At 45.6% G+C, this 19310-nt stretch carries 13 protein-coding genes; 5 read left to right on the plus strand and 8 right to left on the minus strand.

What is annotated here, in order from left to right; genetic code table 11:
* Positions 1-110 precede the first annotated feature (110 nt).
* On the plus strand, positions 111-1094 hold the full coding sequence (locus tag F8C76_RS13410) for a polyprenyl synthetase family protein (RefSeq protein ID WP_152132224.1): 984 nt from the start codon (positions 111-113) through the stop codon (positions 1092-1094).
* Here F8C76_RS13410 and F8C76_RS13415 read toward each other — a convergent pair.
* Together F8C76_RS13415 and F8C76_RS13420 are read right to left on the minus strand one after the other, a co-directional pair.
* A complete protein-coding gene (locus tag F8C76_RS13415; RefSeq protein WP_152132225.1) occupies positions 1091-2233 on the minus strand; it encodes a lycopene cyclase family protein in 1143 nt (380 codons plus the stop codon). The two genes, F8C76_RS13410 and F8C76_RS13415, sit on opposite strands and share 4 nt — an antisense overlap.
* Before the next feature lie 88 nt (positions 2234-2321).
* The gene (locus F8C76_RS13420) at positions 2322-4592 is read right to left on the minus strand and encodes a TonB-dependent receptor (protein ID WP_249042416.1); all 2271 of its coding nucleotides are present in this window, start codon (positions 4590-4592) and stop codon (positions 2322-2324) included.
* Between the two features lie 79 nt (positions 4593-4671).
* Between F8C76_RS13420 and F8C76_RS13425 the strand changes: the two genes are divergently transcribed.
* Positions 4672-5328 carry a metal-dependent transcriptional regulator gene (locus F8C76_RS13425; protein ID WP_152132887.1) on the plus strand — a complete coding sequence of 219 codons (657 nt, stop codon included), beginning with the start codon at positions 4672-4674 and terminating at the stop codon, positions 5326-5328.
* A complete protein-coding gene (locus F8C76_RS13430; protein ID WP_152132226.1) occupies positions 5328-6149 on the plus strand; it encodes a ZIP family metal transporter in 822 nt (273 codons plus the stop codon). The genes F8C76_RS13425 and F8C76_RS13430 overlap by 1 nt, the downstream gene beginning before the upstream one ends.
* 2 nt (positions 6150-6151) lie before the next feature.
* On the opposite strand, the gene F8C76_RS13435 is transcribed toward F8C76_RS13430, so the two are convergent.
* The 6 genes from F8C76_RS13435 to F8C76_RS13460 form a co-directional block, all read right to left on the minus strand.
* Entirely contained in the window at positions 6152-7285 is a 1134-nt protein-coding gene (locus tag F8C76_RS13435) for an efflux RND transporter periplasmic adaptor subunit (protein ID WP_152132227.1), read from the minus strand.
* A 7-nt stretch (positions 7286-7292) separates the two neighbouring features.
* Positions 7293-11630, minus strand: a complete 4338-nt coding sequence (locus tag F8C76_RS13440; RefSeq protein ID WP_152132228.1) for a CusA/CzcA family heavy metal efflux RND transporter — start codon at positions 11628-11630, stop codon at positions 7293-7295.
* 77 nt (positions 11631-11707) lie between these two features.
* On the minus strand, positions 11708-12106 hold the full coding sequence (locus F8C76_RS13445; protein WP_152132229.1) for a hypothetical protein: 399 nt from the start codon (positions 12104-12106) through the stop codon (positions 11708-11710).
* 93 nt (positions 12107-12199) lie between these two features.
* Positions 12200-15310, minus strand: coding sequence for a WD40/YVTN/BNR-like repeat-containing protein (locus F8C76_RS13450; protein ID WP_152132230.1), 3111 nt, complete (start codon positions 15308-15310; stop codon positions 12200-12202).
* Positions 15311-15400: 90 nt separating this feature from the next.
* The gene (locus F8C76_RS13455) at positions 15401-15871 is read right to left on the minus strand and encodes a hypothetical protein (protein ID WP_152132231.1); all 471 of its coding nucleotides are present in this window, start codon (positions 15869-15871) and stop codon (positions 15401-15403) included.
* A gap of 4 nt (positions 15872-15875) precedes the next feature.
* Positions 15876-16643: an SDR family NAD(P)-dependent oxidoreductase gene (locus tag F8C76_RS13460; protein ID WP_152132232.1), complete on the minus strand. Its 768-nt coding sequence runs from the start codon at positions 16641-16643 to the stop codon at positions 15876-15878.
* Between the two features lie 184 nt (positions 16644-16827).
* Between F8C76_RS13460 and F8C76_RS13465 the strand changes: the two genes are divergently transcribed.
* Both F8C76_RS13465 and F8C76_RS13470 read left to right on the plus strand, forming a co-directional pair.
* Entirely contained in the window at positions 16828-18873 is a 2046-nt protein-coding gene (locus tag F8C76_RS13465; RefSeq protein WP_152132233.1) for a S9 family peptidase, read from the plus strand.
* Positions 18860-19294: a hypothetical protein gene (locus tag F8C76_RS13470; protein ID WP_152132234.1), complete on the plus strand. Its 435-nt coding sequence runs from the start codon at positions 18860-18862 to the stop codon at positions 19292-19294. Before F8C76_RS13465 ends, F8C76_RS13470 begins: the two co-directional genes overlap by 14 nt.
* Positions 19295-19310 lie beyond the last annotated feature (16 nt).

The following is a 19310-nucleotide window of genomic DNA, read 5'->3' on the forward strand; positions in this document are numbered from 1 at the left end:
GATTTTTTTGATGAATGGAGCAATTTTGGGTTTTTCAATGGGGATAACCACTAAAGTATTCCGCCACCTGACCCGTTGTTTTTTGTTTTTTTGCACGTATTTTTGGCTCCATGTCAGATATCGATATCATTAGTCAGTATAGGGAACAGTTTGTTACGCATCTTGAGGCAAGAACCCAAATGACAGAACCCAGGAACCTGTACGAACCTGTGCACTATATTTTAGGTTTGGGTGGCAAACGGTTACGGCCCATACTTACCCTAATGACCGCTGAGGTTTTTGGAGGAAAGGCAAAGGAAGCCATGGATGCTGCTTTGGCCATAGAAATGTTCCATAATTTTTCCTTGGTCCATGATGATATTATGGATGATGCCCCATTGCGAAGAGGAAAAACAACCGTGCATGAAAAATGGGATTTGAACACCGGGATTCTTTCCGGGGATGCCATGTTGATTCTGTCCTATCAGTTTTTTGAAAGTTATCCACCTGAGGTCTTTAAAAAACTTACCTCCCTTTTTAGCAAGACGGCCATCGAAGTTTGTGAAGGACAACAATACGATGTGGATTTTGAGACCCGCGATGACGTCACTATTCCGGAATACCTCAAAATGATCGAATACAAAACCTCGGTTTTGGTGGCTGCCGCCATGCAGATGGGGGCCATTATTGCCCATGCATCGGACAAAGATGCCGAGGCCATGTATGAGTTTGGGCGAAATCTGGGGATTGCCTTTCAGCTTCAGGACGATTATCTGGATGCTTTTGGAGATCCCAAGACTTTTGGGAAACAGGTAGGGGGCGATATCATGGAAAACAAAAAGACCTTTCTGTATCTAAAATCACTTGAAAAGTCCACCAAGGAAGACCAGGAAAGTCTCATGCATCTCTATTCCATTAAACCGAAAGACGCTGCGGCAAAAGTCGAGGCAGTGAAGGGGATTTTTAAGGATAGTGGTGCCGTAGAAGCCACCCAAACCGAAATCGAGGCCTATACACGGAAGGCTTTTGAGGTTTTGGAACAATTGACGATTCCTGAAACCAACAAAGAACTGCTACGAAAGTTTGGTGAGAACTTGATGAAGCGAACCGTCTAAAAAATTCTTCGAAACAATGCCTTGAGAAAAGGCCATGGTTTAGGAGCAGTCACAATCTGCAGTTCTTCGCCGAGATGGGTGCCATTACCCAAAAACTTTAAGATCAAGGATGCTTTTCGCTTGGCAAACAGCGATTCAAATATAGATCGTCCCAAATGGTTTTCCCGATGGAGAATGTCCAAGAGAAGTGAGTCATAGAACCCAAACCTGCTCTTTTTGTGGAATGTGGCCAAGGGTTTTTCCTGTTTTAGATGGGTAACCAAAGCCTTGATTTGTTGACTTGTATTGTAAAACGTAAACCCAGTGCTGGGCTTTGCCCATCCTCCAGCGATACCGATGTGGAAAACCACATTGGAATTATGCTTGTGAAACGGATAGCACGTCATGGGGATGCTTCCAAATTCTGTTTCTGAGATGGTATAATCAGTACTGTTGTATTTTTCTTGAAGATAATTTTTGAGCGCTTCTTCGTATTCGTTTTTCTCCAAAAGGTGTTCGGAGAAAAGAGTGTACTCTACCAAGGCTTCGGTGGTTGATGTGGGAAGCACATACATAAAACGGGTATTGCCCTTTTGCGGAACGGAAAAATCCATGAATGTGGCTTCATCTGGATTAAAAACAGGTGCTTTGGTCGTAATGAACCATCCCAAAAAGTGTTGTTGCAACACCGGGAATTTAGTTTGTTGGGAAACGGAATCCCAATCCGCTATACTGGAAAAAATCGTTTTGCCGGAAAAAGTGTCACCCTTCGTCTGGACCAAAGCCCCAACTTCATTTTCCTGAATGTGGATGACCTCGCTCTGAATCCATGTGATATTGGGGCAGCTTTTTATTTCAGGGATGTATTTGGAGTAGAAATCCAACCCCCGAAGCATTTTGTAGGTGTAAGGGGCTATGGGTGTGGAAAGGCGAAGTTCTTTTCCCGCTACATGGATGGTGTCCCAAGTTTTGCAGACCAAATCGTCAAAATCGCCTGGCCCTTTTTCCCAAAAACACCAGGTACGGTCGTTTTTATTCTTGGAATCCTTGTCCAGCACCAATATGGATTTTGAAGCAAAGAACGCATCTTTCCCAAGGGTATGGGCCAGTAAAATTCCGGCAGCTCCCGCTCCTATGATGATGTAGTCATATTGGGACATAGTCCCAAAAATACGGAAAGGAAGACAGTCGCATGAGAGGATTTTATTTTCTAACCATTAAAAATGGTTTTTAGCGGGGAATCATCTTTTAAAAAACCGTATATCTGACCCCAAAGAACCCACGAATCCCCTGATTGGGGGCATAGACATAGCTTGGATCAAAAGTTAGGGCATAGGGGTTGTCTGGAGTGGCCACCGCGTTGCCATTGGTGTCAAAGGTCACGTTTTTGTCAAAAGGATCGTTGGTGCGGGCAATGATGAATGGATTACCCTTGTTCGGGGTCCAGTCCAGTAGGTTTTTGATGCCGCCGTACAGCTCAAAATTGTTCCACCCCTTATAGGTAAATTGAATATTCTGGATGCTCCAAGTAGGGGAATATTCCTGTCTGGGGTCCAAATCACCCAAAAGGGGCAATCGCATGGGGCCATATAGGTTTCCGGTATAGTCCACACTTAGATCCAACATTCTAAAAGTATAGGAAAGGTTCCAGGTACCGGTAATGCTCTCGGTAAGGATCTGTTGTTGGGTAATGCCATTTTCGGTATTGCTCACATCCTGCCAAGTGGCTCCCAACAAGAATTTAATGCCATTGGGAAACACTACGTCCAAATTGGCACTGATTCCTTTGGAAACCGATTTTCCATCTAGATTATCATAAATAATTTGATTGGGGTTGGAGTCATAATCGGGTAGAATGATGTTTGAAAAATGCGTGTAAAACGCCGAGGCATCAATACCCACAAAAGTGCCATTGTCACTGTAGATCTTTTTCAAATAGTTGAGGTTGACGTTAACGGAGCGCTCGGGTTTCAGTTCCTCGGCAATGATTACTTCCCGTGCCCCGGTCAGTGCGGCATGGTCTTCAGTAAAAAGGTTCACCACACGGAACCCGGTTCCCGCATTGATACGAAAAATGTCATTATCCGAAATTTTCCATTTGTAGGCCGCACGAGGAGTGAAAATATTGCCGTGCCGCTGGTCGTAATCATAACGTAGTCCGGCCAAGAAGGAGTGTTTTGGAGCAAGTTTTATCTCATCTTGGGCAAAAACACTTGGAATCCAAATGTTGTCCGCATTGGTAGTTGCCGGAGTATTGTCGTCGTAATAATTGTATCGGACAGCACTCCCGAACAAAAGATCATGGTTGCCGGCAGATTTGTCCCAAGTTAGCTGTGCAAAACCGATGCGTTGATCGGCCAAATATTGGGTATCCCCATAAACGGAATTCTGGCTATGGTCATTGTAAGATAGCGAGAGCAACATTTTCTCTTGGATAGGCAATTGATATTTCCCCAAAATCTCCCATCGGCGGGTATAGATACTTTCGCCATAAATTTCATCACCCCCTCGAAATTCTGGGGTCCATTGCATTTCGCCACCCCATCGGTCTTCGTAAAAAAATCGACCCGCGACAGAGAAGATTCTTGAATCATCCCGTTCAAAATCCCACTTTTGAAAGATGGAAATCCTATCCTGAAGGGTAAGGTCGGTAAAGTTGTCGCCGTTGTTGTCAATGGGCACATCATAATTGAAGTAGTTGACCCCAAGGAGCATGTTGGCTTTTTTGCCTACCTCAATTTTACTGCCTACATCCAGATTGTATTCGCCCCACCCGGTCACAAACCCATCCACAAAAAATTCTGGGGCGGTGATGGCGTTTTTGGTGATGATGTTGATCAGTCCACCTACCGCTTCGCTACCATAAAGGGAAGAGGCAGGACCCTTCACAATTTCTATTTGATCGATTAAGGAGTTCGGGATGCCGGTCAGTCCGTAAACAGTTCCCAAACCGCTCACAATGGGCATACCGTCAATCAAAACCAACGTGTACGGACCTTCCAATCCATTAATATGGATGTCGCCCGTATTACATACATTACAGTTGATTTGTGGGCGGACCCCGTTTACGTTTTGTAGTGCATCAAAAATACTGGGTGTAGGGTTTTTTTTCAGGAAAGTGGGGGTATAGACTTCCACCGGAACCGGACTTTCCAACCGACTGACGGGTTTCAGGGTGCCTGTGACCACGGTTTCATCCAAGGCTTGCGCCGAAGCTTCCAAAATAATATTTACGGTTTTGGTTTCCCCCTCTTTTACGGTAAGGGTGGTTTGATATGGGATATAACCCATGGAAGTGGCCAAAAGCACATAGTCGCCGGGAGCTATATTGGAAAGTTGATACTGCCCGTCCACATCGGTGGAGCCACCTATTTGGGTTCCTTTTAGTAAGATGTTCACAAAGGGTAGGGGTTCGCCATTTTCAGTAACCTTTCCGGAAATGGAAGCATTTTGTGCAAATAAATGGGCAAAGCATCCAAAGAAAGCAATGAAGAATATATGGTCAAAGTTAAATTTCAATGTACTTAAAATTAAATTTAGACAAAACTAAAAATAGGTTTTGATAAATAAAAATGTATTTTTGAAAAAATATTTTTTCATGACCCGTTCCGAGGAGAACTATCTCAAGATCATCTTCCATCTGGGAGGGAGCAATTCCACTCCCATTACCACCAATGCCATTGCCGAACAGATGGAGACCAAACCCTCATCGGTCACCGATATGGCCAAGAAATTGGCAGAAAAGGGATTGGTGAACTACAAAAAGTACCAAGGGGTGTCCTTAACGGATCAGGGGACCAAAACCGCATTGTCCATCATTAGAAAACATCGGCTATGGGAAGTTTTTTTGGTGAAAAAATTGGATTTTTCTTGGGATGAGGTCCATGAAGTAGCCGAGCAGCTGGAGCACATCAAAAGCGAAAAACTGATAGACAAAATCGATGAACTGTTGGAGTTTCCAAAGTTTGATCCCCATGGAGATCCCATTCCCAGCAAGGATGGTAAGTTCATGGTACGGGATAAACAACTTCTAAGTGAAGTGGCCATCGGCGACAAAGGGGTATGCGTGGGAGTTAAAGACTCTTCGGCCCCCTTCCTAAAGTTTTTGGATAAGAATAAAATCGCTTTGGGCCATACCATCCAAGTTTTGGAGAAAGAAGATTTTGACCAATCATTGCATATTGCGATGGAAGGTAGGGAGCTGCGCATTTCACATCAGATCGCATCCAACCTTTATGTTAAAAAGAACGAATAATGGAACAAGTAATTACCTATTTTGAAACCATTGACCCCATTTTGGCGGCTTTGTACGCCACATTGTTCACTTGGGGACTGACCGCCTTGGGAGCAGGTTTGGTTTTCTTTTTTAAAAATGCCAACCGCGCCGTATTGGATGGGATGCTTGGATTTACCGGTGGGGTAATGGTCGCAGCCAGTTTTTGGAGTTTGTTGGCGCCGGGCATTGAAATGAGCCAAGGCGAAGGTTTTGTAAAGGTGATTCCCGCTGCCGTTGGGTTTTTACTTGGGGCCGGGTTCATTTTTGGTTTGGATAAGATTTTGCCGCACCTCCATATCAATTTTAAGCTCAGTGAGGCCGAAGGGGTAAAAACCCCATGGCATAGAACAACCTTGCTCACCTTGGCCATAACCTTGCACAATATTCCTGAAGGCCTCGCCGTGGGCGTGCTTTTTGGTGGGGTGGCTGCTGGAGTTGATGGTGCTACCATTGGAGGGGCTGTGGCCTTGGCCTTGGGAATCGGGTTACAGAATTTCCCCGAAGGTTTTGCAGTGGCCATGCCCTTGCGTAGACATGGTCTAAGCCGGAGAAAAAGTTGGATGTACGGACAGGCGTCTGCCATAGTGGAACCCATTGCGGGGGTGTTGGGGGCTTGGGCCGTTTTGACCTTTGAGCCTATTTTACCCTATGCGCTTTCCTTTGCTGCCGGAGCAATGATCTTTGTGGTGGTCGAGGAGGTTATCCCAGAGACCCAACAGGATAAATACACCGATATCGCCACAATGGGCTTTATCGGCGGATTTATCATTATGATGACTTTGGATGTTGGGTTGGGTTAAAACTAGTTTCCAAACAGGTCATAGACCCCCTTCACCAAAAATTGGTCGTTATCGTTGAGCTTTTCTTGGGAAGTTATCTCCACATGGCCTGCATAGCTATCGCCTAAGGTCACCCCAACACGTTCAAATTGAAGGTCACCCCCTTCTTTGGATATCAACTTTAGGAGATAGGAAGAACCTTCCACGTTAAAAACGGCCTCTTCAGGTAGGCCCCAGGCTTTGGTGGTGTCGGTCATGATTTTGGCGTCAACGAACATTCCGGGAAGGAAACCACCATCCTCTTTTTTCAAATGCCCATGGACTTTAATGGTCCGTTGGGCGTCGTCAATGGAGGTTCCTACCAAATATACTTCGGCTCCAAAGGTTTCCTCGGAAGCCTCAGGAATCTTAAATTGGATTTCCTGTCCCTTTTTTATTTTCAGAATGTCCTTTTCAAAAACAGTCAGCTCCAGATGTACGTGCTCATTGTCCACAATTTCCAGGATTTCCATGGAAGGGGAGACATAACTTCCCGTTGATACGTGCATTTTGGTGATGCTCCCATCAATGGGGGAATAAATGACCGCTTCAGGAGTGATGATGCGCTGTTCCACATTTTTAGGGGAAATATTGAGCATCTGCAATTGCTTTTTAAGCCCTTCGTATTTGGCCAAAAAGGTTTCATAATTGCTCTTGGCTTCCAGATAGTTCTTTTGCGAAGCGATCTTTTCCTCAAAAAGCGTCTTGTTCCTGTCGTATTCAGCCTTTAGAAAGTCAAGCTGGTTGAACACCTCAAGGTATTCCTGTTGCATTTTTACAAATTCCTGGCTCTCCAAAGTAACCAAAGGTTGTCTCTTTTTTACCCGGTCACCCACCAACAACGGGGTTCTTTTTACAAAACCGCCCATAAATGAAGTGATTATGGCTTTGTTCTTGGGCGGGACATCAATCATTCCTGAAGTTTCCACCATATTGGGAAAGGTCTGTTTCTGCATGTTTCCCAAGGCAAACCCACTACTGTTGAACTGCTCTTGGGTCACAATTACGGTGGGAGTTTCGGTCGATTCTTCGTTGGAAGTCTCAGCGCTTTTTTGATTGCCGCATCCTGCAATCAGCAGGGCTAAAAATGAGGCATAAATGAAGCTTATATTTTTCATGGTCTTATTATAATGTTATGGTCAAATAATTAATGGCGAGTACGGTTGTATTGTATTGGTTGAGGACATCCAAATGGCTCAATTGGATCTCGTAGGCATTTTCAAGGCTTTGGATGTACTGGAAGAAATCGATTTCCCCGTTCTGAAAATTTCCCATGGCAGCTTTGATGATCTGTTCCGAAAGTTGCTGCCCTTCATTTTCATAGTACACCAGTTCCTTGGACTGTTGTTCCAATTGATTTAAAAGGCCTTGATAGGTCTGGTTGGCGGCAATGGTGACCTGCTGGTTTTCCAATTCCGTAATCTGTGCATTGATCTTGGAAGATTTCAACCTGCTGCTATGCCCAAAGAAAAGAATGGGGATTTTTAGACCCAATTGGATTCCGTAGAGCGATGTTCCCAGCCCATTGTTGGTGCCTTGGAAATACTCTAGGCTAAGATCGGGGAGTAATCGGTTTCCCTCCAATTGTTTTTCCGCATTGCTCCTGTTTTGAAGGGATTCCAAAAAGGTGGTTTCCGTTTCCATTAACCCCACTGGGTTGACCACAGTCAGCTTTTCGGGTTTCTCCAACTTGATGTCCAAGATATCATTACTCTGAACCAAACTGATAATCTCCGTATAGGTGGTTGCCAATTCCTGTTGGATTTTGGAATAGGTATTGGTGATTTGCCGTAATTTGGCTTGGGCCGTTACCTTTTCCAAATAATTGGTCTCACCCAATTCAAAACGCCTGTTGGCCGCGTGGGAAAACTGGGAGTAGATGCTGTCCAAGGTTTTGTACAACAGTGCTTTTTGGTGCAAGGTTTGATACTTGTAATACACGGTACTCAACGATTTGAACAGTTCCTTTTTTCGGATTTCAAGCGCTGATTTCTGAACTTCGTACTGGGCATTTTGGAGTTTGTTTTTGGCTCCATACACGGTCGGAAACTCAAATTGTTGCTGTACTCCAAATACCTTTAAGGGTTCATTGTTCAGGGCCAGGTTGTTCTCATCATATTGATAATACACCTCGGTCTTGTCAAACTGGAACGCCGTTCCCTTCAGGGCATCTGCCCTGTCTACCTGTAACGCATTGGCCTGTATGCCTTTATTGTTTTCCAAGGAAAGTGCCATGAGGTCTTCCAAGCCCAATTGCTCTTGTGAAAATCCAAGAAATGGCAAGGAAAAGGCTATCAGCAATAAGGTGTTTTTGGACATTTTTTTTCTTTTTCTGGTTTTTCCAAAATGAACATTATGTGAATAAGCATAGAGTACAGGGAGTACCACCAAAGTCAACAGGGTCGCGGTGACCAACCCTCCAATGACCACAGTGGCAAGGGGACGTTGTACCTCGGCCCCGGCATTGGTGGAAACGGCCATGGGCAAGAAGCCCAGCGCTGCAGCGGATGCCGTCAACAGTACAGCCCGCAATCGGTCTTTGGTGCCTTGCTTGATCAAATCCTCCATGGAGTCGAAATGTGAACCCTTAAGCTCTTTAAAATGTTCTATGAGCACAATTCCATTGAGCACTGCAATACCAAAAAGAGCAATAAAGCCAACCCCGGCCGAGATGCTGAACGGCATGTCCCTTACCCAAAGAAGCAAAACCCCACCTACTGCGGAAAGGGGAATGGCAGTAAACACCAATAAGGCTTCCTTTACCGATTTAAAAGCAAAGTAGAGCATTATAAAAATGAGCAATAGGGCAATGGGCACGGCAATCAACAATCGGGCCTTGGCATTTTGTAGGTTTTCAAATTGCCCACCATAGGTGATGGTATAGCCTGCAGGAAGTTTCAGGTGGGCATTTACCAATTCCTGCACATCGTCCACCACGGATTGGAGGTCGCGATTCCGAACATTGATGCCCACCACGATACGTCTTCGGGTATCGTCCCTTGAGATTTTTGCAGCTCCTTTTTGGTAGGTAATCTGTGCCAATTCGCTGAGAGGAATTTTTCCTCCAGAGGGGATATCAACATACAAATTCTTTAAGTTTGAAATGTCTTTTCGGTTTTCAGAATTCAATCGGACTGCAAGATCAAACTGCCGCTCCCCTTCAAAAACACTACCCACTACCTTTCCGGCAAATCCCATGGAGACCATTTCATTAAGGTCGGCAATATTAAGGCCATGTCTGGCTACTTTGGCGCGATCATAGGTAACGTTCATTTGCGGAAGGCCTTCTACTTTTTCCACCGTGATGTCCGAGGCTCCCTCCACATTTTCAATCAGTTGTCGTACCTCATTGGCTTTTTCAGCGAGAATCTCGAGGTCTTCCCCAAAAATTTTGATGGCGATGTCTGCCCTGACCCCGGTGATGAGCTCATTGAAACGCATTTCTATAGGTTGGGTGAACTCCACTTCGATACCAGGTAGAACCGAAAGAGCTTCTTTGAACTTATCGGCCAATTCGTCCTTGGACTCGGCAGAGACCCATTCCGATTTGGGTTTTAGAACAATGATGACATCACTTTCTTCCATGGACATAGGGTCCGTAGGTACTTCGGCGGCCCCAATCCGGCTCACCACTTGCTTTACCTCCGGAAAATTCTCCAGAAGGATTTGCTCCATCTTGGTGGTGGTCTCCACAGTCTTCGCCAATGAAGTTCCGGTCTTGAGAACGGGTTGGATCACAAAGTCGCCTTCATCCAAGGTAGGCACAAATTCTCCTCCCATGTTGGAAAATAAAATCGCCGCACCAATAAGCAAGGCTGTCGCGATGGACAATACCAGTTTTTTACTTTCCATGGCCCAATGGATGATCGGCTCATATTTTTTGTTGATCCAATGTATTAAGCGGGCCGAAATTCCTTTTTCAGAATTTTTATTGGGCTTTAGAAATAGGGCCGATGCCACCGGCACATAGGTAAAACACAAGATAATGGCACCCAGAAGGGCAAAACTGAAGGTCATGGCCATGGGTTTGAACATTTTTCCTTCCACCCCGCTCAAGGACAGTATGGGAATAAAGACAATTAAAATGATAAGCTGCCCAAAAACAGCGGAGTTCATCATTTTGGAGGCACCCTTTAAGGTGATATCGTCTTTAACCGCCTGACGTTGTTCCTTATCAAGCGAGTTGAGCTCGGCTTGCTTGGTCGTAATTTGAAAGGCGATATACTCCACAATGATAACGGCCCCGTCTATAATGATTCCAAAATCTATCGCTCCCAAACTCAACAGGTTGGCGTCGACGCCAAAAACATACATCAAGGTAAGGGCAAAAAGTAGACACAAAGGGATTACGGAGGCCACCACCAACCCTGAACGCCAGTTGCCCAAGAGGAGTACCACCACAAAGATGACGATCAAACAACCCAATACCAAGTTTTCGGTCACAGTAAATGTAGTTCGTCCAATGAGTTCACTACGATCCAAAAAAGGATTGATGTAAACTCCTTCCGGTAGAGATTTTGAAATTTCGGCAACCCTTTCCTTAACGGCGTCAATGACTTTTTTGGAGTTGGCATCCTTGAGCATCATGATCTGGCCCATGACTTTTTCCCCTTCGCCATTGCCCGTAATGGCCCCAAAACGGGGAGCGCTTCCAAAGCCTACCTGGGCGATGTCCCGAACATAAATGGGAGTACCTCTTCTCCGGGCTACCACAATATTTTCTATGTCCTGCAAATTTTCAACCAGACCTTCCCCTCTGATAAAATAGGCTTGGTTTACCTTTTCAATATACCCACCACCGGAAACACTGTTGTTCATTTCCAAGGCGGTAAAGACTTCCTTGGCTGAAATGTTCAGCGCATTCAGCTTTTGGGTCTCAATGGCCACTTCATATTGTTTGAGGTAGCCTCCCCATGTATTCACTTCCACCACGCCCGGTATACCGGAAAGTTGCCGTTTAACGACCCAATCCTGAATGGTTCGCAATTGGGTGGGCGTGTATTGATCCTTGTAAGCGGGTTCCACATCCAAGGTGTATTGGTAGATTTCACCCAAACCTGTGGTAATGGGCCCCATTTCCGGGGTGCCAAAACCCTCTGGGATTCGTTTGGAGGCCGATATGATTTTTTCGGCAATCAATTGTCTGGGGAGATAGGTTCCCATATCATCCTCAAAAACAATGGTGACCACTGAGATTCCAAATTTTGAGATGGAACGGATTTCCTTGACCCCGGGAAGGTTGGCCATTTCCAGTTCAATGGGATAGGTTATGAACTGTTCCATATCCTGTGTGGAAAGGCTGGTTGAGGTGGTGATGACCTGAACTTGATTATTGGTGACGTCAGGCACGGCACCTATGGGAATCTTGGACAAAGAGAACAGTCCAAGACCAATGATAAATAAAGTAAAGAGCAGAACAATGAATTTGTTCTTAATGCTAAAGTTTATGATGTTTGAAAACATGATCCATAGAAATAGATAGCGTTATAAATTCGATAAAGCTTCCGAAAAGTGTCCAACATAGCTGGAGATACTATGAATTATGCGTGTTTTGGGGGCTGAAAAGGCCCATCACCCCAAATAGTGGAGTACGACATTTGGTAGTGGAAATTATCCGTAGTGGCCACAGGGACTTCCGAGCGGGATTCCAAAATGGGTTTGTGGTCTTCAACAAAAACCAAAAGTTGGGAACATTGCGTTTGATGCTGAAAAGGAAGTTTTTCATGCTCTTGCTGCTCCTCCTGATGCTGTTGACTGTGCTGGGTTTTCTCTGAACCGTAATGTTTGGATATAAAAACCAAGAAATTGTCGCCATACTCATCGCTGTGGAATTGATAGTGTTCCACAAGCTGATCCAACTCCACTAAATCATTGAAGTGGAGGTTGATGCTCTGCATAAAAATGAGCGAAGAAAGTGATATGGCAAATAGCTTTAACATAAAGCGCCCTAAAAATACGACTTTTTACAAGGTTGATATACTGCCAGTTGTTAATTTAGACTTAATCTCATTTTAAGTTCAAATCATTCCATTTTATGGTAATCTAACCGTGGATGTCCCATTTTTTTGCAATGTTGCATTTATTTTGGGCAACTGCTTTTCCAGCGCTCCTTGCAATCGGGCCATGTGTATGTCCAGCTCTTTGGTAAGTTCTTCATAAACCTGATAGGCCCCATCTGTGGGTTTTGCATCCCCGGTTTCAATGCTTCGCTGCAAGGCATAGAATCGATTGTTCAGCTTTATGGGGAAATTCAAGGGGTCTTGTCCGGAACGGTTCTTTACTTGATAGAGGTCCTCTTCAATCTTCGTCAAGGTATCCAGAAATGCCTTGGATTGTTTCTGGAATGCTTTGCTGGAAATGGGTTTGCCAAGACTATCGAGCTGTTTTCGGATGTTTCTGATCTGTATGACCGCTTCATTGGCCATAGTGGCTTTTTGGGTGATTTTGGAGGCCAATTGAAACTGTTCTTGTAAATCTTCCGCTGTGATTCCTTTTAGGTTGGGGTCCATGGCAATTTTGAACGGAGCGGTCTGTGCCACTTCCTCCCCAACTTTCATTCTAACGGTATAGTCCCCAAGAGGGGCTTTTGGACCTCTATCTGTTGGGGCACCCCAAATAATGATGCCATCAAAGGTGGTGGGTCCGGGATATCTGAGGTTCCAGGAAAAACTGTTCAACCCTTTGGCGGTAGTGGGTTTTGTGCTGGCACTTCCGCCCCACCAAGAGGCACTTTTCTTCTCTTCGTACTTGGGTTGATTTCCTCCAAAGGAATCGATTAAGGCATTGTTGCTGTCCAAAATTTCAAAAGTGATGGTATCCACCTCTTCTTGCAGGTAATATTGGAACGTGGCATCATAAATTCCCCGAATGGCATCCGTGGGCTTAAAAAGTGCCTGTTTCTTGCCAATTAAATCATTGGAGTATTCGCGTAAAGGTTGTATATCGTCCAAAATCCAAAACCCTCTTCCATGGGAGCCCAAGACCACATCATTGTCCTTGATGACCAAATCCCGGATAGGGGTATCGGGCAAGTTCATTTGAAGCGATTGCCATTGGGCCCCATCATTGATTGAAAAATACACTCCATGTTCCGTGGCCAAGATCAGCAAGCCTTCCTTTTGATGGTCCTCGCGAATGGCCCGTGCAAAATGCCCTTGTGAAATACCATTGATGATTTTGGTCCATGTTTTTCCGTAATCATGGGTTTTAAAAACATAGGGTTCGCGGTCATCCACTTGATATCGGTTAGCAGCGACATAAAGGGTGCCCGGATTATGAATGGATTCATCAATGATGCTCACCCTTGAAAATTTAGGAAGCTCAGTGGGGGTGATATCCGTCCAGTTTGTTCCACCATCACGGGTTATGTGGATTTTTCCATCGTCCGATCCCGCCCAAATGGTATTGATGTCATGGTGGGAAGGCGCCAAAGCAAATACGGTGGCGTAAATCTCAGGGCCATTCATGTCCATGGTAATGACCCCTCCCGTTTTGCCCAAGGTCTCTGGGTCCGCATAGGTAAGGTCTGGACTGATTTTTTCCCAGGTCTGTCCGTCATTGGTGGTTTTCCAAACATGTTGGGAGCAGGTGTACATCACATTCGGATCCTTGGGCGCAAACATAATGGGGAATGTCCATTGCCAACGCTCAGGAAGTACACTGGCAGGTTCCCCAGAAAAGAACCTTGGATACACCTGAATATCCCTGGTCTGTCCATTGCTGCGGTCGTATCGGGTGAGCAGGGCCCCTTGGCTTCCTGCGTAAAAAACATCTGGATTTGTGGGACTTTGGGTAATCCACCCACTTTCACCACCGCCTACGGCATAATACCATCCATGGTTGGCCCCCATTCTAGCTTGCATAAAATCCCATCCATCGCTGGGCATGGCCAAAGTGGTATTGTCCTGTTGCGCCCCTACCACATGATAGGGAACATCACTGGTGGCCATCACATGATAAAACTGGGAAGTGGGAAAATCCTGTTCGGTCCATGTTTTTCCGCCATTGATGCTGACATTGCCCCCACCATCATTGGAACTGATCATTCGCTCCGGGTTGTTGGGGTCGATCCATAGATCATGGTTATCGCCATGGGGCACTTCAATTTCAACATCGAATGTTTTTCCACCGTCCGTGGATTTAAAGAAATCCACATTCAACCCGTAGACCACATCCTTGTCCTTGGGGTCGGCATAGATTCGCGAATAATAAAAGGCCCTCTGTCTTAGTTTACGTTCATTATTAGTAAGTTTCCAAGTCTTTCCAGCATCATCGGACCGAAAGACACCACCTTCGTTGGCCTCTACAACGGCCCAAACCCTATTGGAATCGACAGGTGAAACCGTTACCCCAATTTTACCGATAGGACCTTTGGGCATTCCTGGATTTTTGGTGAGGTCTGTCCAAGTTTCTCCGCCGTCCGTGGATTTCCACAATTTGCAATCCGGACCTCCACCCCACATTTTCCATGCTTTGCGATACACTTGCCAAGTACTGGCGTATAGTGTGTTCGGGTTATTTCGATCTATGATCAAATCAGCTGCTCCGGCCTTATCACTGACATACAGTACTTTTTTCCAAGTCTCCCCACCATCTGTGCTTTTGAATACCCCTCGTTCCTCATTGTCTCCATAAGGGTGGCCCAGTGCGGCCACATAAACAATATTCTCGTTGGTGGGGTGTACGCGTATCCTGGAAATGGCCTGGGTTTCCTCTAGTCCCAAATGGGACCATGTTTTTCCGCCATCCGTGGTTTTGTATACGCCATCCCCTTGGGTGATGCTACCGCGGAGTTGGGTCTCTCCCATACCAATATAGACCACATCGGGATTGGTCTCAGCAACAGCTACGGCACCCACTGAAGAGCTGGTCACTTGACCATCGGTAACACAGGACCATGTGTTTCCACCATCAATGGTTTTCCATAAACCACCTCCCGTAGCGCCGAAATAATATTCGTTGGGCCGGGTAGGACTCCCAGCACAGCCAAGAGATCTTCCACCTCTATCGGGGCCAATGTTTCGCCATTTGAACCCACTGTAGAAGCTGGTGTCAACGGCCATGTTTTGTGCTTGAATAAAAAATGAGGGGATCAAAAGGGCAAAAAGCAGCCCTATACGCAAGGAGGTTGGTTGCATTTTCATAGTATCAGTTCTGGAGTTGATATATTAGTCGTATCCTAATGTACTGAATCTTTTTGAATCACTCATGGGGTTGGTTTCCAAAAGGATGTGTCACAAATTCTCCAGAATCAATCCATAGTCGTACTGTAAATCCTCGTGGAGGGTTGGCAATTTTTTCTTGATGTATTCCAACTGCCTTTGGTACAAATTGTGCATAGCCGTGTTGCGATGGATGGACGGGGTGAATGCGTTCAGTTTTTCGCAAAAGTAGAGGAGGAGTTCAACTTCGGTCTCTTTCTTGTTGGAATAGCGACTATATTTTTTGATGGTCCGCAGGATTTTACGGATACTTTTTTTGATGTAGAAAAAGCTCTTGGTATTGATTTCCCCAAACAATTCATCCACCTCTTGTTTGATGGACTCCACATAACCACTTTCGTTCTCGGCCTCGAACAAAAGATAGGTAAGCAGTTCTTTATTTTCTTTTTTGAAGCGGGCCAATCGGAGACAAAGCTGCAACACTTCGTCTGGCGACCTATACTGGAGTTCCTTTTTCAATTGGGCAATGGTAGATGCTTTCATAGGCTCAACTTCTAAGGTAGGATGCCCCGTTCACATCGATAATGGTTCCAGAGGAATAAGCAGCACCCTCCGATGCCAAAAATAAAATGGCATGGGCCACTTCCTCGGGTTGGGCCATTCGTTTGAAAGGGGATTCGCGCAGCAAATTTTCCCTCTCCTCAGGGGTAAGGGTCTTGGCAGCCATTTCGGTTTCGGTAAACCCAGGGGCCACCACTCCAACATAAATGTTGTGGGGCGCCAACTTCTTGGCCAGGGATTGGCTCATGGCATTCAAAGCGGCCTTGCTGGCCCCATAGGCCGGTTTTGTGGGCTCACCTCTGAAGGCGCCCCGGGAAGAAACATTGACTATATGGCCTCCGCCAGATTTCATCATGTATTTGGCTGCCCAGTAGCAGAGATTGGCTACTGCAAAAAGATTGGTTTCAAACGTTTTTTCCCAGGCATGGGTCCAGTGGTCAAAATCTACTTGGTCTATTTCGTGAAAGATGGAAATGCCGGCGTTGTTCACCAATACATCCAATTGGCCATACGCTTTCACAAAGTCCTCGATCAAGGCTTGGGTTTCCTCTTTTTGGGAAATGTCCCGCTTAAAGAGTTGATGGCCTTTGCCGGGCAATTCCTTTAAAGTGTGTTTGGCAGCTTCATCATTACTTCTGTAATTGAGGCCAACTTTGGCCCCGTTTTGAGCAAAGGCAAGGGCCGTGGCCCTTCCAATTCCGCGGGATGCGCCCGTGATCAATACGTTCTTGCCTATAAAATTGTATGCTTGCATTTGAATATCAACTTAATACCGCTATGAATTTACCTCAATATCATTGACCCTAAAGATAGGGAGTTGTACAGTTTTAATAGGATGTTGGGTAATGTAGTTAAATAGGAAACCCAAACGGGGGTTGTGGCCGCATTGAATTCTCCATTGAATTGCGCTATCTTTAAAAACTTCAAAAAGTAATGCAATGAAAACATTTTTCCGTTTGTTGTTTTTGGTATTCGCCGTTCAGGTTGCCATGGCCCAAAAGCAAAGCTTTTCCTATCTCGATATTTTTGACCTCCAATATGTGTCCGATCCACAAATCTCCCCAAATGGCGAATGGGTGGTATACCGCCGTATGGGCTTGGACATTATGAAGGATGCCGAAACGGGCAACCTTTGGTTGATCAAAACCGATGGAAGCCAAAACCAAAAGCTCACTTCTCGAGAGATGAACGAAAGCAGTCCGCGATGGTCGCCCAATGGAGACCGTATTGTCTTTGCGAGCAGTACCGATGAGGGTTCTGAAATCTATATGTATTGGGTTGCCTCGGGAAGAGTGGCCAAGCTTACCCAATTGCCCTTTAGCCCAAGTTCATTGACTTGGTCACCTGATGGGAAACAATTGGCCTTTTCCATGAACGTGCCCCAAGCACCTCCCGTGATCGCCAAAATTCCGGCAAAGCCCAAAGGGGCCAAATGGCAGGATACGCCTCGGATTACGGATCGGGTCTACCATGAAGCAGATGGTAGGGGTTATATTGCCCCAGGGTTCAACCATATTTTTACCATTCCCGCAAACGGTGGGGCACCTCGCCAGATAACTTCTGGGGATTGGCACCACAGGGGAAACCTTTCATGGGGCAAGGATGGGTCAAAGATTTATTTTTCGGCCAATAGGGTAGCCGATTGGGAATACCGTTTTCGAAACAGCGAGATCTATTCGGTGGATGTGGAAACTGGTGAAATCGTGACCTTGACAGACCGCAATGGTCCTGACCATGATCCCCAGGTATCCCCAGATGGAAAAAGTATTGCCTATGTGGGGTATGAAGACAAGATACAGACCTATCAAGTCCGAAAATTGCACATCATGAATGTTGATGGGAGCAACAAAAGGGTCATTGCCAAGGATTTTGACCGATCCATTGCCGATATCCAGTGGAACGCCAAAGGAGATGGGGTCTATGTATATTATGATGATAAAGGAAATGGAAAGGTTGGTCTGATTTCCCTTAATGGAAAAATGACCAAGTTGGTGGACAATGTGGGTGGAACTACCTTGGGCCGACCTTATTCTGGGGGTTCATACAGTGTTTCCGACAATGGAACGATTGCCTACACCCAAACACAACCAGAGTATCCTTCGGATTTGGCCATTCTGGGACCAAAGGCAAAGAACCCTGTGCGGGTCACCCGTTTAAATGATGCCCTGCTCAACTACAGGGAACTGGGAAGGGTAGAGGAGGTTTGGTACAAATCGTCCGTGGATGGCCGCGACATTCAAGGATGGGTGGTGTATCCCCCAAATTATGATTCAAGCAAGAAGTATCCTTTTATGGTAGAGAACCATGGTGGTCCGATTGCCAATTATGGGGATCGATTTTCCGCTGAAATGCAGTTGTTTGCGGCAGCTGGCTATGTAGTCTTTTATCCCAATCCAAGAGGAAGTACGAGCTACGGCGAGGAATTTGGGAACCTACTATACAACAATTACCCTGGAGACGATTACCATGATGTGATGGATGGCGTGGACCATTGCATCCAAAAGGGTATTGCCCGTGAAGACCAATTGTTTGTGACCGGGGGAAGTGCCGGGGGGATCATGTCGGCATGGATGATTGGCAAGAACAATCGATTTGAGGCCGCTGCGGTGATAAAACCCGTGATGAACTGGATCAGTAAAACCCTTACCGCTGACAACTATTTTTATTATGCCGAGAATCGGTACCCGGGGCAACCTTGGGAAAATTTTGAGGGCTATTGGAAATTTTCGCCCATTTCCCTCGTTGGAAATGTACAGACGCCTACCATGGTCATGGTGGGGATGGAAGATTTAAGAACACCGCCCAGTGAGGCCAAACAACTGTACCACGCGCTTAAACTGCGTAAGATCGAGACTGTTTTGGTCGAGGTTCCCGGGGCAAGCCATGGCATTGCCGGAAAGCCCAGTAATCTCATGACCAAAGTAGCCCATATTGTGGCTTGGTTTGATAAGTACAGAACGGATAAGAAGGATGAACAGAAATAAAAGACATTGGCTTTGGAACGTATTGATCGTTCTTACTTTGGTGGCCTGTACCCTTGCCTTTGTGGCCCATTACAAGAATTGGCAGAAAATCGAGGAGGGGGAGTTTCGCATTTTTTCAGGAATCTATTACCAAAGGATTCCAATTGCCGATATGGACAGCATCATGTTGGTGGATAAATTGCCCGAAATGGAACGTTCTTCCGGGTTTTCATGGATGGCCAAGGAGAAAGGCGTGTTCCAAGATTCCATTACCCAGACCAAGGTCTATGTGTTTGTAGACGACTTAAAACAACAAAAGGTGCGATTGGTGCACCACGATTCCCTGAAAATGTATTTCAACCTACAGGACAGTCTCGAAACCCAAAAAATATATGCTATTTTGCAATCAGAATTGATGGACAACCTCAAAGAACCAAAATGATTTCTTTAATCGTACA

The sequence above is a fragment of the Flagellimonas olearia genome (assembly GCF_009184425.1).
GTDB lineage: Bacteria > Bacteroidota > Bacteroidia > Flavobacteriales > Flavobacteriaceae > Flagellimonas > Flagellimonas olearia.

Excerpts from the sequence above, each read along its gene's own strand:
- F8C76_RS13455 (WP_152132231.1), bottom strand. The coding sequence starts at position 15,871 with ATGAAAGCATCTACCATTGCCCAATTGAAAAAGGAACTCCAGTATAGG.
- F8C76_RS13430 (WP_152132226.1), top strand. The coding sequence starts at position 5,328 with ATGGAACAAGTAATTACCTATTTTGAAACCATTGACCCCATTTTGGCG.
- F8C76_RS13410 (WP_152132224.1), top strand. The coding sequence starts at position 111 with ATGTCAGATATCGATATCATTAGTCAGTATAGGGAACAGTTTGTTACG.
- F8C76_RS13460 (WP_152132232.1), bottom strand. The coding sequence starts at position 16,643 with ATGCAAGCATACAATTTTATAGGCAAGAACGTATTGATCACGGGCGCA.
- F8C76_RS13445 (WP_152132229.1), bottom strand. The coding sequence starts at position 12,106 with ATGTTAAAGCTATTTGCCATATCACTTTCTTCGCTCATTTTTATGCAG.
- F8C76_RS13415 (WP_152132225.1), bottom strand. The coding sequence starts at position 2,233 with ATGTCCCAATATGACTACATCATCATAGGAGCGGGAGCTGCCGGAATT.
- F8C76_RS13465 (WP_152132233.1), top strand. The coding sequence starts at position 16,828 with ATGAAAACATTTTTCCGTTTGTTGTTTTTGGTATTCGCCGTTCAGGTT.
- F8C76_RS13435 (WP_152132227.1), bottom strand. The coding sequence starts at position 7,285 with ATGAAAAATATAAGCTTCATTTATGCCTCATTTTTAGCCCTGCTGATT.
- F8C76_RS13440 (WP_152132228.1), bottom strand. The coding sequence starts at position 11,630 with ATGTTTTCAAACATCATAAACTTTAGCATTAAGAACAAATTCATTGTT.
- F8C76_RS13450 (WP_152132230.1), bottom strand. The coding sequence starts at position 15,310 with ATGAAAATGCAACCAACCTCCTTGCGTATAGGGCTGCTTTTTGCCCTT.
- F8C76_RS13425 (WP_152132887.1), top strand. The coding sequence starts at position 4,672 with ATGACCCGTTCCGAGGAGAACTATCTCAAGATCATCTTCCATCTGGGA.
- F8C76_RS13470 (WP_152132234.1), top strand. The coding sequence starts at position 18,860 with ATGAACAGAAATAAAAGACATTGGCTTTGGAACGTATTGATCGTTCTT.